General features: G+C 73.9%; 9 protein-coding genes and 1 riboswitch. Of the genes, 4 read left to right on the forward strand and 5 right to left on the reverse strand.

What is annotated here, in order from left to right:
• Position 1: 1 nt before the first annotated feature.
• Entirely contained in the window at positions 2–2,161 is a 2,160-nt protein-coding gene (locus BLS70_RS10475; RefSeq protein WP_255362381.1) for a methyl-accepting chemotaxis protein, read from the reverse strand.
• Positions 2,162–2,394: 233 nt separating this feature from the next.
• Between BLS70_RS10475 and BLS70_RS10480 the strand changes: the two genes are divergently transcribed.
• The 4 genes from BLS70_RS10480 to BLS70_RS10495 all read left to right on the forward strand — a co-directional run bounded on the left by BLS70_RS10480 (position 2,395) and on the right by BLS70_RS10495 (position 6,857).
• Positions 2,395–3,420, forward strand: a complete 1,026-nt coding sequence (locus BLS70_RS10480; protein WP_091767333.1) for a 6-phosphofructokinase — start codon at positions 2,395–2,397, stop codon at positions 3,418–3,420.
• A 46-nt stretch (positions 3,421–3,466) separates the two neighbouring features.
• Positions 3,467–4,804, forward strand: coding sequence for a class II 3-deoxy-7-phosphoheptulonate synthase (locus BLS70_RS10485; protein WP_091766949.1), 1,338 nt, complete (start codon positions 3,467–3,469; stop codon positions 4,802–4,804).
• The gene (locus BLS70_RS10490; RefSeq protein ID WP_091766952.1) at positions 4,804–5,805 is read left to right on the forward strand and encodes a threonine aldolase family protein; all 1,002 of its coding nucleotides are present in this window, start codon (positions 4,804–4,806) and stop codon (positions 5,803–5,805) included. Before BLS70_RS10485 ends, BLS70_RS10490 begins: the two co-directional genes overlap by 1 nt.
• A 131-nt stretch (positions 5,806–5,936) precedes the next feature.
• Positions 5,937–6,857 carry a DUF559 domain-containing protein gene (locus tag BLS70_RS10495; protein WP_091766954.1) on the forward strand — a complete coding sequence of 307 codons (921 nt, stop codon included), beginning with the start codon at positions 5,937–5,939 and terminating at the stop codon, positions 6,855–6,857.
• A gap of 52 nt (positions 6,858–6,909) precedes the next feature.
• On the opposite strand, the gene BLS70_RS10500 is transcribed toward BLS70_RS10495, so the two are convergent.
• The 4 genes from BLS70_RS10500 to BLS70_RS10515 form a co-directional block, all read right to left on the reverse strand.
• Entirely contained in the window at positions 6,910–7,803 is an 894-nt protein-coding gene (locus BLS70_RS10500; protein WP_255362382.1) for a deoxyribonuclease IV, read from the reverse strand.
• 12 nt (positions 7,804–7,815) lie between these two features.
• Positions 7,816–9,789, reverse strand: a complete 1,974-nt coding sequence (pknB, locus tag BLS70_RS10505) for a Stk1 family PASTA domain-containing Ser/Thr kinase (RefSeq protein WP_091766959.1) — start codon at positions 9,787–9,789, stop codon at positions 7,816–7,818.
• Positions 9,790–9,897: 108 nt separating this feature from the next.
• On the reverse strand, positions 9,898–11,367 hold the full coding sequence (locus BLS70_RS10510; RefSeq protein ID WP_091766961.1) for a glycine hydroxymethyltransferase: 1,470 nt from the start codon (positions 11,365–11,367) through the stop codon (positions 9,898–9,900).
• A gap of 26 nt (positions 11,368–11,393) precedes the next feature.
• Positions 11,394–11,478: riboswitch (ZMP/ZTP riboswitch) on the reverse strand.
• A gap of 4 nt (positions 11,479–11,482) precedes the next feature.
• On the reverse strand, positions 11,483–12,619 hold the full coding sequence (locus BLS70_RS10515) for an alpha-hydroxy acid oxidase (RefSeq protein WP_091766963.1): 1,137 nt from the start codon (positions 12,617–12,619) through the stop codon (positions 11,483–11,485).

Below are 12,619 nucleotides of genomic sequence, written 5' to 3' on the forward strand. Positions count from 1 at the left end.
CTCAGACCGTGAAGACGCCGAGCAGGCGGTTGAGCTCGCGGGAGAGGTCGTCGAGCTCCTGGGCGGCGGTGCGCGCCCGCTCGACGTCGATGGCGCTGGCGTCGGCGTCCTCGGCCACGGTGGTGAGCGTCGTCGTCACCGTGCCGGCACCGTCGGCCGCCGAGGCGACGCTGCGGGTGAGTTCTCCGGTGGTGGCGGTCTGCTCCTCGACGGCGCTGGCGATCGTCGTCTGGTGGTCGTTCATCGAGCGGACCACGTCGGCGATCTGCGAGATCGAGCGCACCGCGGCCGACACCTCGTGCTGGATGGCCTGCACCCGCTGCGTGATCTCCTCGCTGGACCGGGCCGCCTCCTGGGCGAGCTCCTTGACCTCGTTGGCGACCACCGCGAATCCCTTGCCGGCGTCCCCGGCGCGCGCCGCCTCGATGGTGGCGTTCAGCGCGAGCAGGTTGGTCTGCTCGGCGACGCCGGCGATCACGCGCACGACGTCGCCGATCTCCGCGGAACTCGCGCCGAGCGCGGTGATGGTGGACTCGGTCTGCTCGGCCAGGCCCGCGGCCTTGCGGCCCACGTCGGCGGCCTCCGCCGCACTGCGGGAGATCTCGGTGATCGAGGCACCCATCTCCTGCGCGCCGGTCGCGGCGGCGGACACGCTGCGGCTGATCTCGGCCGCCGCCCGGTGCGCGCCCTGTGCCTGGTCCCGGCTGCGCGCCGCGCGCTGGGCCAGGCCGTCGGCGACGGCGGACACCCCGCCGGCCGAGACGGCCACCTCGCGGGCGCACCGGCCGATGTCGCGCACCGTGGCCGCCACCTTGTCCACGAACCGGTTGAACGCCCCCGACAGCTCGCCGACCTCGTCGGAGCGCGAGTCGTCCATGCGCTGGGTGAGGTCCCCCTCGCCGTCGGCGATCTCGGCCATGCGGTTCCGCAGGTGCTCCAGCGGTGCGGTGAGCCGGCGGCCCATCCACAGCGCCAGCAGCGCACCGAGGACGGCGATGACGAGACCCGCGACGACCAGGGCGGTCAGCATCGAGGAACGGCCGTCGGCCAGGGACTCGACGGGCCCCGCGAAGTCGCCGTCCCGGGACACGGTCGCGATCACCCAGTCCCACGGGGCGTAGTACGACAGCCGCACCGTGGTGGGGCCCGCGTCGGGGTCGACGTAGCGGACGGTGGCCTGCTCGCCGGCCTCCAGCTCGACGCCGGCCTCGACCATCCGCTGCACGTAGGGGGAGCCCTCCGCGTCGGTGGCCTCGAGCATGTTCTCGCCGTCGCGCACCCCGTCAGGGCTGATCAGCACGGTGCCGGCGCGGTCGCCGGTGCCGCCGTAGACCTCGACGTGGCCCGTCGCGCCGACCTCGGTGCCGTCGAGGCTCTCGCGCAGGGCGGGCAGGTTCTCCTGCTTCACACCGACGTAGAGGACGCCGATCACCTCGCCGGCGCGGTCGAACAGCGGTGCGTAGGCCGAGACGAGCCAGGAGTCGACGACGAGCGCGTTGCCCCGGTAGGTCTCCCCGCCCAGCACCGTCGAGACGACGGCGTTCGGGGTGCCGTCCGGGTTGGTCTCCGGGATGTAGGTGCCGATCGCGCGAGCCCCCGAGGCGGCCTGCACGTTCGTCGCGACCCGCAGGAGACCCTGCGGGGTGCGCTGGAAGATGGTGACGGTGGCGCCGACCATCGTCTTGATCTCGTCGACGACCGGGGCGGGGACGTCGACGTCGGCGTTCTGCCCGAGCCAGCGGCCTCCGACGAGGACCTGCGGCAGCCGGACCGGGGTCACCTCGCCGGTCGCCTGGTTCCTGGCCTCCCACGGCACGAGGTCCTCGGTGCCGTCGCCGATGGCGAAGCCGCCGTTCTGCGCGAGCACGTACTGGGCCGCGGCCAGGTCGGAGTCCACCTTCGCCGCGGTGGAGGCGCCCTGCGTGGCGACGACGTCGTGGACGCCGGCCGCCGTGCGCGAGATGTCCTCGGCGACCAGCGCGCTGACGTCCGTGGCGGCGTCGTCGGCGAAGCGGTCGCTCTGCCACGCGCTCACCCCGCCCATCGCGACGCCCGTGACCGCCACGCTGGACACCGCCAGCGCCACCACCTTGGTGCGGATGCCCCAGGCGCTGGGGTCCGTCCAGCCGGGGAGCGTCCTGTCCTCGAGCAATCCCCGCACGCGTCGTCCTCCATCCGGTCCGCGGCGGTCCAGTGACCGCCGTCCGGAAGGGTTCTCGGCAGGGCGGCGACGATCCGGAACGGAACTGGCCGGTGGTGACCGGAACGACACCTGCGAGGCCGCCGGCGGCGGTCACGGGGATGCCGCGCAAGGGGTCCGGTGCGGTTCCCACCTGCGGCATCATGGCCGGTGCCAACCCGGCCACAGTCCCGCTCCTCGACGCGGAGGTACGCATGCGCATCGGCATCCTGACCGGCGGCGGTGACTGTCCCGGCCTCAACGCCGTCATCCGGGCGGTCGTCCGCAAGGGCATCGGCGAGCACGGCGACGAACTCGTCGGCTTCCGGGACGGCTGGCGCGGGGTGCTCGAGGGCGACACGGTGCCGCTGGACCTGGCCGCCGTGCGCGGGCTCCTGCCCCGCGGCGGCACGGTGCTCGGCACCTCGCGCACCAACCCCTACGCCGTCGACGGCGGCCCCGAGCGCGTGCTCGCGACGCTCGACCGGCTCGGCATCGACGCGCTGATCCCGATCGGCGGCGAGGACACCCTCGGCGTGGCCACCCGGCTGGCGGAGGCGGGGGTGACCGTCGTGGGGGTGCCGAAGACGATCGACAACGACCTCGACGCCACCGACTACACCTTCGGCTTCGACACCGCCGTCGGCGTCGCGATGGAGGCCATCGACCGGCTGCACACCACCGGCGACAGCCACCACCGCACGCTGGTCGTCGAGGTGATGGGGCGGCACGCGGGCTGGATCGCCCTGCACGCGGGCATGGCCGGCGGCGCCAACGTCGTCCTCATCCCGGAGAAGCCGTTCGACATCGACGCCGTCGTCGGCCACTGCCTGCACCGGTTCGAGTCGGGGTTCTCGCCCATCGTCGTCGTCTCGGAGGGAGCGGCGCCCAAGGACGGCGGGCTGATGCTCTCCGGCGGGGAGAAGGACGCCTTCGGGCACGTGCGCCTCGGCGGCATCGGCGCGGCGCTGGCCGCGGTCATCGAGGAGCGCACGAACCGGGAGGCGCGGGCCGTGGTGCTCGGGCACGTCCAGCGGGGCGGCACGCCGTCGCCGTTCGACCGGGTGCTGGCCACCCGGTTCGGCCTGGCCGCGATCGACGCCGTCCACGACGGGCAGTCGGGGATCATGGTGGCCCTCCGCGGCACCGACATCGTGCGGGTGCGGTTGAGCGAGGCGACCGCGCAGCTCAAGCTGGTGCCGCCGGAGCGCTACGCCGAGGCCGAGGTCTTCTTCGGGTGAGGCGTCTCTCACGAGCTACAGGAGGCCGCGCCGTACCCTCAGGGGTGTGAGTTCTCCCGTCTCTGCCGAGCAGGTCCCCGGTCTCGACCGGTGGCGGGAGCTGCCCGCCGCCCAGCAGCCGACGTGGCCCGACCGCGCCGCCCTCGACGCGGTGCTCGGCACGCTGTCGACCGTGCCGCCGATCGTCGCGCCGAGCGAGGTGGACGCCCTCCGCGCCCAGCTCGCCGATGTGGCCCGCGGGAAGGCGTTCCTGCTCCAGGGCGGCGACTGCGCGGAGACCTTCGACCTCAACACCGAGCCGCACCTGCAGGCCACCACGCGGACGCTGCTGCAGATGGCCGTCGTCCTCACCTACGGGGCCAGCGTCCCGGTGGTGAAGGTCGGCCGGGTGGCCGGGCAGTACGCCAAGCCGCGCTCGTCGGACACCGACGCTCTCGGGCTGCCCTCCTACCGCGGCGACATGGTCAACGACCTCGAGCCGGTGCTGGAGAAGCGGATCCCCGATCCCTACCGGCTGGTGCGCGCCTACGCGAACTCCGCGGCGGCGATGAACATGATCCGCGCCTACGCCCGCGGTGGTCTCGCCGACCTGCACGCGGTGCACAACTGGAACCAGGACTTCGTCGCCAACTCGCCGGCCGGCGTGCGCTACGAGGTCATCGCCCGCGAGATCGACCGGGCGCTGGCGTTCATGCGCGCCTGCGGCATCGAGTCCGACGCGATGCGCGGGGTGGAGCTCTTCAATTCGCACGAGGCGCTGATCCTCGACTACGAGCGCGCGCTGCTGCGCATGCACGAGGGCCGCCCCTACGCCCTCTCGGCCCACTTCGTGTGGGTGGGGGAGCGGACCCGGCAGATGGACGGCGCGCACATCGAGTTCGCCTCGAAGCTGGCCAACCCGGTCGGCGTCAAGATCGGCCCGACGACGACGCCGGAGCAGGCCACCGAGCTCGTCGAGCGGCTCGACCCCGACGGCGTGCCCGGCAAGCTGACGCTGATCAGCCGCATGGGCAACGGGAAGATCCGCGACGTGCTGCCGGCCATCGTGGAGAAGGTCACCGCCAGCGGCCACGAGGTCGTCTGGCAGTGCGACCCGATGCACGGCAACACCCACGAGTCGCCCAGTGGCTACAAGACCCGCCACTTCGACCGCGTCGTCGACGAGGTGCTCGGCTTCTTCGACGTGCACCGCGGCCTGGGCACCTGGCCCGGCGGCATCCACGTCGAGCTCACCGGCGAGGACGTCACCGAGTGCCTCGGCGGCGCGATGGAGATCAGCGACGAGGACCTCAACAGCCGGTACGAGACGGCCTGCGACCCGCGCCTGAACACCGGGCAGTCCCTGGAGCTGGCCTTCCTCGTCGCCGAGATGCTGCGCGGCTGATGATCGACCTCCGTTCCGACACGGTCACCCGGCCGACCGACGGCATGCGCAAGGCCATGGCCGAGGCCGAGGTGGGGGACGACGTCTACGCCGAGGACCCGACCACGCGCGAGCTCGAGGAGCGGACGGCGGAGCTGTTCGGCCACGAGGCGGGGCTGTTCGTGCCCTCGGGGACCATGGGCAACCAGATCGGGATGCGGCTGGTCGCCGAGCCCGGCCAGGAGGTGCTCTGCGACGCCGACGCGCACGTGGTCACCTACGAGATGGGTGCCGCGGCCGCGATCTTCGGCCTGTCCACGCGCACCGTCGTCTCCGACCGGGGTCTGCTCGACGCCGACGCGCTGATTGCGCAGGTCCGGCCCCAGGGCGACTCGTACCTGACCGGCACCGCGGCCATCGCCGTGGAGAACACGCACAACCGGGGCTTCGGCCGCGTGCAGCCCCTGGGCGAGCTGCAGAAGCTGTGGGACTGGTCCCGCGGCGCCGGCGTCGCCGTCCACCTCGACGGGGCCCGCATCTGGAACGCGCACGTCGCCTCCGGCGTCGACCTGGCCACCTACGGCCGGCTGGCCGACACCGCCTCGGTCTGCTTCTCCAAGGGCCTGGGGACGCCGGTCGGCTCGGTCCTGCTGGGCTCGGCGCAGCGGATGGCGACGGCCCGGCTGTGGCGCAAGCGCCTGGGCGGCGGGATGCGCCAGGTCGGCGTGCTGGCGGCCGCGTGCCTGTACGCGCTGGACCACCACCTTCCGCGGCTGGGCGAGGACCACGAGAACGCGCAGCACCTGGCCGAGCGCCTCGGCGTGGACCCGGCGTCGGTGGAGACCAACATGGTCGTGCTGGACGACGTCGAGGCGCCGGTGCTCGCCGAGGCGGCCAAGGCGCAGGGCGTGCTGGTGTCGCAGGTCAGCCCCTCGCGCGTCCGGCTGGTCACGCACCTCGACGTCGACCGGACCGGCATCGACCGCGCCGCCGACGTCCTGACGGAGCTGCTCGACCGCTGAGCCACCGCTGCATCGTGCGCTGATGCGCACATCCGGCTGCGAGAAGTGCGCATGAGTGCACATCGCCGACCGCTGTCCCCAGATCTCGCGCCAGGGAACCGTGCCGGCCACCACGGCAGCAGGCTGACGGCGTGGCGCGGGACCCGGCACGGCTGATCGGCGAGGCGGGCTGGGCCGCCGTCCCGGAGCTGCTCACGCACGTCAGCCGGAGAACGCTGACGGACTGGGTGGCGGCAGGGAAGCTCGTGCGACTGCGTCCGGGCGTCCTCGCGCTCCCCGGCACCGCGGCGGACTGGCGAACCCGGCTGGCCTCGGCCCTGCACCGGCGTGAGGCCGTCGCGAGCCATGTGACCGCACTGGCCCTGTGGGAGCTGATCGAGCATCCGCCCGGCCCCGTGCACATCACCGTGGGCCTCCAGGGCAGCGGCCGTGGGCCGGCCGGAGTGATGGTGCACAGGGCCGCGGGCGCCTGGGCGGACAGGCGCCGCGTCGACGGTCTGGCTGTCAGCTCGCCGGAGCGCGCGGTGCTCGAAGCCTGGGGCTCCGGGGGGCCTGGGGGCATGGCCGCCATCCGAGCGGCAGCCATCGGCGGAGTGCGCCGTCGCATCTGCTCGCCCCGCGAGCTGCGGCACGAGCTGTCGAGAAGCCCTGCCCTGCGCGGACGAGGCGAGCTGGCCCACCTCGTCGACCTGCTGATCGGCGGGTGTCAGAGCGAGCTCGAGATCTGGGGGTGCCTGCACGTGCTCCGGACGCCGGGCATGCCGACATTCGTGCAGCAGCGGCGGGTGAGCATCGGGTCCGAGACCTTCGCCCTCGACGCCGCGTGCGAGGAATCGATGCTCGCTGTCGAGATGGACGGAGCGGCGTGGCACGGGACGCGCGCGCAGCGCGAGGCCGATATCCGCCGGGACGCGCTGGTGGCCACGGTCGGTTGGCAGACCTTGCGGTTCAGCTTCGCCCGCCTGACGCGGTCGCCCGAGGCGTGCCGCCGCGAGATCGTCGCGGTCCACACCGCCCGGCTCCGCCTACTCCGGCGCGGCGCTGAGCAGTGATGCGCAGTTCCGGACCGGAGATTCGCGCATCAGCGCACAGTGCGGCGAGTACTCAGGCGGCCGGGGCGTCCGGGATGAGGGAGTTGAGCAGCTTGATGTCGGCGGCGTGGCCGCCGCACGGGTCGCCGTCCTTGAGGCTGGGCGTCTCGACGACGACGGGGACGCCGGCCATCGACGGGTGCGCGAGCAGCTCTGCGAAGGGCGCGACGCCGATCGAGCCCTCGCCGATCGTGGTGTGCCGGTCGCGCTTGGAGCCGCACCCGTCGAGGGAGTCGTTGGCGTGCACCAGCCCGAGCCGACCCGGTCCGACCGTGGCCTCGACCAGGTCCAGCGTCGCGGTCATCCCGCCCGGGGTCGCCAGGTCGTGCCCCGCCGCCCACACGTGGCAGGTGTCGAAGCAGACGCCGACGAGCGGGTGGTCCTCGAGCGCGGCGAAGTAGGGGCCGAGCTCCTCGACGGTGGCCGCCAGCGCCTTGCCGCCACCGGCGGTGGGCTCGATCAGCAGCCGCGGCCCGGACGGGTCGGCGGCCTCGAGCACCGGCAGCAGCCGCTCGTGCAGCTGGCGTAGCGCGTCGGCGTAGCGGTCCTCGCCGACGGCGGAGCCCGCGTGCACGACGACACCCTCGCAGCCCAGCTGGGCGCCGCGGGCCAGGTTGTGCGCGATCGTGGCGACCGACTGCTCGACGGTGGCCTCGGTGGGGGAGCCGACGTTCACGAGGAACGGCGTGTGGATGAACGACGGGACGCCGCGCTCGGCGCAGCCGGCGGTGAAGAGCGCGTCCTGCGCCGGGTTACCCGGGGTGAGCTTCCAGCCGCGGGGGTTGCCGACGAAGACCTGGACGGCGGCGGCACCGACGGCGTCGGTGTAGGGCAGGCCGCCCTTGGCCAGGCCACCCTTGATCTGGATGTGCGCGCCGATCGGCGGCACACGGCGGGGAGAACTCACAGCAGGTGGGACCTATCCGAACGTCAGGAGGATCGTGACCTTGGTGCCCTGCTCGACGGTCTCACCGGGGCTCACGCTCTGCCGGAAGACGCGGTCGCCGAAGAACCGGGTCGACTCGACCTGCAGGCCCACCGCCCGCAGCTTGGCGGTCGCGTCGGCCTCGTTCAGCCCGACGACGTCAGGGACCTCCACCAGCGGGACGCCGACCGAGACCCGGATCGTGACCGTGCTCCGGTACGGCGCCTTCTGGCCCGGCGCCGGGTCGACGGCCATGACCTCGCCCTTGTCGACGTCGGCGCTGCGTCCGTCGTCGCCCCGCACGACCTTGAAGCCGCGCTCCTCGAGGTTGGCGGTCGCCTGCTCCGGCGTCTGGCCGGTCACGTCGGGCACGGCCACCGGCGCGTGACCCTTGCTGACCAGCATGGTGACGACCTGCTCGCGCGTCAGCTGGGTGCCGGCCGGCGGGTCGAAACCGGTCACCATGCCGACGGGAACCGCGTCGTCGAAGACCTCGGTGCGGGTGATCTGCACCGGGACGTTCTCCTGCAGCTCGGCCTCGACCTCGTCGGCCGGCCGGCTCACCAGCTCCGGCGCGATGACGTAGCGCTCGGGCCCCTTGGACACCACGACCTCCACGTCGGTGCCCCGGATGGCCTCGCCGCCGGCGACGGGATCGATGGAGATCACGGTGCCGGCGGGGACGGTCTCGCTGAACTGCTGCACGATCGGCTCGGGGTCGAGGCCGGCCTCCTGGAGCAGGTCCACGGCCGCCTCGCGCGACTTGCCGACCAGCGCCGGGACGTCGGTCCAGCGACCGCTGCCCAGCCACCAGCCGACGGCGCCGATGGTGATCGCGAGCAGGAGCACGAGGGCGACGGCGAAGCGGGCTCGGCGCCGGCGGATGTGCTGCGGCACGCCGGGGCGGGCGCGGTCCACGCCGGGACGGCGGCCGCCGACGTCGGTGGTCGGGCCGGCACCCATCCCGGGGAGCGTGCTCGTGCGGCCGCTGCGCTGGGCACCGAGGACGGCGGTGCCCGGGTCGCTGGGGTGGCGCGGGCGGGTCGGGCGGTTGGTCGGGCGCAGCGTGCCCGGGCCGGCGGTGCTGCGCCCGGTGGGGACCGGCACCGGCTCGATGCCCAGGTCCTTGCGCACGTCGAACAGCTCGGAGAGGAAGGCGCCGGCATCGATGGGGCGGCCGGCGGGGTCGCGCCGGGTGCCGCGACCGACCAGCTCGTCGACCTGCCAGGGCAGGCCGGGGACCTCGGCCGACGGCGCGGGGACGTCGTGGTGCACGTGCTGGTAGGCGACCGCGAGCGGGGTGTCGCCGCCGTAGGGCGGGTGCCCGGTGAGCATCTCGTACAGCACGATGCCGGCGGCGTAGATGTCGCTCCGGGCGTCGGCGCGGCCGCGCTCGAGCTGCTCGGGGGAGAGGTAGGCGACGGTGCCGATGAGGACGCCGCCGGTCTGGCTGGTCTGCCCGGTGCCGACGACGGCGCGCGCGAGCCCGAAGTCGGCGACCTTGACCACGCCGTCGATGCCGATGAGGACGTTCTCCGGCTTGATGTCGCGGTGCACGATCCCGGCCCGGTGCGCGGCGGTCAGCCCGGAGAGCACCGGCTCGAGGACGGCGAACGCCTCGGCCACGGTCAGCCGGCCGCGGGCGGTGAGCAGGTCGCGCAGCGTGCGCCCGCGCACCAGCTCCATGACCAGGAAGACCAGGCCCTGGTCGCTCCCCTGGTCGCTGACCCCCACGACGTTCGGGTGGCTGAGCATCGCCGCCGCCCGGGCCTCGCGGGTGAACCGGTCGACGAAGGTCGGGTCGTGGGCCAGGTGCTCGGCCATGACCTTGACCGCGACCGTCTTGTGCAGCCGCAGGTCGGTGGCCGAGTAGACGGTGGACATGCCGCCGCGCGCCACCCGTTCCTCGAGGCGGTAACGCCCCTCGAGAACGAGGCCGACCACGGGGTCGGTCACGGCGGTGTCCACCCCGTCGAGTGTAGGAGCGCCACCGGGCCAGCGGCGCCCACACGCGGGAGGGCCGCCGGCGGGATGGGTTCTCCTGTCACACCGGCCCCACGGGCAGTCGCCGCCGGGTCAGGCGAGGTCGAGGCCCGGGTAGAGCGGGTGGGCGGCGAGCAGCTCGGCGGTGGCCGCACGGGTCCGGTCGGCGAGGCCGTCGGTGAGCACGTACTTGGCCTTCGAGACGCCGCCGTCCCGGGTCGCGGTCGGGGTGGCGCCCTTCAGGACGTCGACGATGAGCTCCGCCGTGCGGTCGAACTCGGCGGCGCCGAAGCCGCGGGTGGTCAGCGCCGGGGTGCCCAGCCGGACGCCGGAGGTGTACCAGGCGCCGTTCGGGTCGGAGGGGATGGCGTTGCGGTTGGTGACGATCCCGGCGTCCAGCAGCGCGGACTCGGCCTGCCGGCCGGTGAGGCCGAAGGCGGTGACGTCCAGCAGCACCAGGTGGTTGTCGGTGCCGCCGGTGACCAGGCGGGCACCGCGGCTGCTGAGCCCCTCGGCCAGGCTCTGCGCGTTGTCGGCGACGGCCTGCGCGTAGCCGGCGAAGGACGGCTGACGCGCCTCGGCGAAGGCGACGGCCTTGGCGGCCATCACGTGCGGCAGCGGGCCACCGAGCACCATCGGGCAGCCGCGGTCGACGGCGTCGGCGAACTCGGGCTGGGCCAGGACGAAGCCACCACGCGGACCGCGCAGCGACTTGTGGCTGGTGCTGGTGACGACGTGGGCGTGCGGCACCGGGTCGAAGTCGCCGGTGAGCACCTTGCCGGCCACCAGGCCCGCGAAGTGCGCCATGTCGACGACGAACGTTGCGCCGACCTCGTCGGCGATCTCGCGCATCGTCGCGAAGTTCACGCGGCGCGGGTAGGCGGAGTAGCCGGCCATCATGATCAGCGGCTTGAACTCGCGGGCCCGGGCGCGGACGGCGTCGTAGTCGAGCAGCTCGGTGGCCGGGTCGGTGCCGTAGGAGGACTGCTCGAACATCTTGCCGCTGATGTTGGGGCGGAAGCCGTGGGTCAGGTGCCCGCCGGCGTCCAGGGACATGCCGAGCATCCGCTGGTCGCCGAGGGCCCGGCGCAGCGTGGCCCAGTCGGCGTCGGTGAGGTCGTTGACGTGCTTCGCGCCGGCCTTCTCGAGTGCCGGCAGCTCCACCCGCTGGGCGAGGACGGCCCAGAAGGCGACCAGGTTGGCGTCGATGCCCGAGTGCGGCTGGACGTAGGCGTAGGGGGCACCGAACAGCTCGCGGGCGTGCTCGGCGGCCAGGGACTCGACGGTGTCGACGTTCTGGCAGCCCGCGTAGAAGCGGTGCCCCACGGTGCCCTCGGCGTACTTGTCGCTGAACCAGTTGCCCATGGTGAGCAGCACGGCCGGGCTGGCGTAGTTCTCGCTGGCGATCAGCTTGAGCGACTCGCGCTGGTCGGTCAGCTCCTGGCCGATGGCAGCGGCGACCCGCGGCTCGACGGCGCCGATCACCGCCAGGGCGCTGCGGTAGGCGTCCGAGGCCGTCGCGGCGTCGAAGGGCGTGGTGTGGGTGGGGGGCGCAGTGGTCATGGGGGTCTCCTGGCCGGCGTCGTCAACAGGGTCGCCCAGGCGCGCGGCAGGGATGTCGCGGACCGCTCCCCGGTGGGTGCCCACCTCTTCGCGCCAGTCACGGCCCGGGACGAGGTTATCGCGCGGGGACGACGGTGTCGCGGGGCACCGACCGGACGTCGTCGACGCCACACAGCGCCATGGTGTGCGCCAGCTCCTCGCCCAGCGCGGTGAGGACGCGGGTCACGCCGTCGGCACCGCCGGTGGCCAGCCCCCAGATGGTGGGCCGGCCGACGAAGACCGCCCGGGCGCCCAGCGCCAGCGCGGTGAGCACGTCGGAGCCGGTGCGGACGCCGCCGTCGGCGTAGACCTCGACCTCCTCGCCCACGGCGTCGACCACCTCGGGCAGGGCGTGCGCGCTGGCGACCGCCGGGTCGACCTGCCGGCCGCCGTGCGTGGACACCCAGACGGCCGAGGCCCCGGCGCGCACGCAGCGGGCGGCGTCGTCGCCGCGGAGCACGCCCTTGACCACGACCGGCAGGCCGGAGAGGTCGCCGAACCGGGCGATGTCGTCGAAGGTCCAGGTCGCCGTCGCCAGGTCCTGCAGCGAGGGCCGGTCGCCGTCGGCCGGGTGGTTGGCCATGCGGAGGCCGGTGGGCAGGGCGAAGTCGTGCCGCAGGTCGCGCCGCCGGCGGCCCAGGAGGGGGAGGTCGACGGTGAGGACGAGCGCGGTGTAGCCGGCGGCACCGGCGCGGCGGGCGAGGTCGTCGGTGTGCGCGCCGGAGTGCAGCCGGTAGAGCTGGAACCACTTCCGGGTGGCGGTGGCCTCCGCCGCCACCTCCTCCAGCGCGTGCGTCGCGCTGGTGGAGACGGTCATGAGCGATCCGGCGGCCGCGGCGCCGCGAGCGGTGGCGAGCTCCCCGTCGGCGTGCGCCATGCCCTGGTAGGCCCAGGGGGCGACGCCGATGGGGGAGCGGACCGGGGTGCCCAGGAGTTCGGTGGCCAGGGGGACGGAGGTGGTCCCGGTCAGCACGCGGGGGCGCAGCCGCCAGGACCGCCAGGCGCCGGGGGCCTCGCGCAGCGTCGTCTCGGTCTCCGCACCTCCGGCGTAGTAGTCGAAGACGTCGGCCGGCAGCAGCTCGCGGGCCCGGTCCTCGAGCGCCCCGAGGTCGAGGTACGGGGGCTCGTGGCCGGCGTCCTCCGGGGTCTCCTCGCCGACCGCGCGGCGTCGCTGTCCGGGCACCGGGCTGTCAGCGGGTGGTGGAGGCGCCAT

This window comes from Blastococcus aurantiacus, from assembly GCF_900102425.1.
Taxonomy (GTDB): Bacteria; Actinomycetota; Actinomycetes; order Mycobacteriales; family Geodermatophilaceae; genus Blastococcus; species Blastococcus aurantiacus.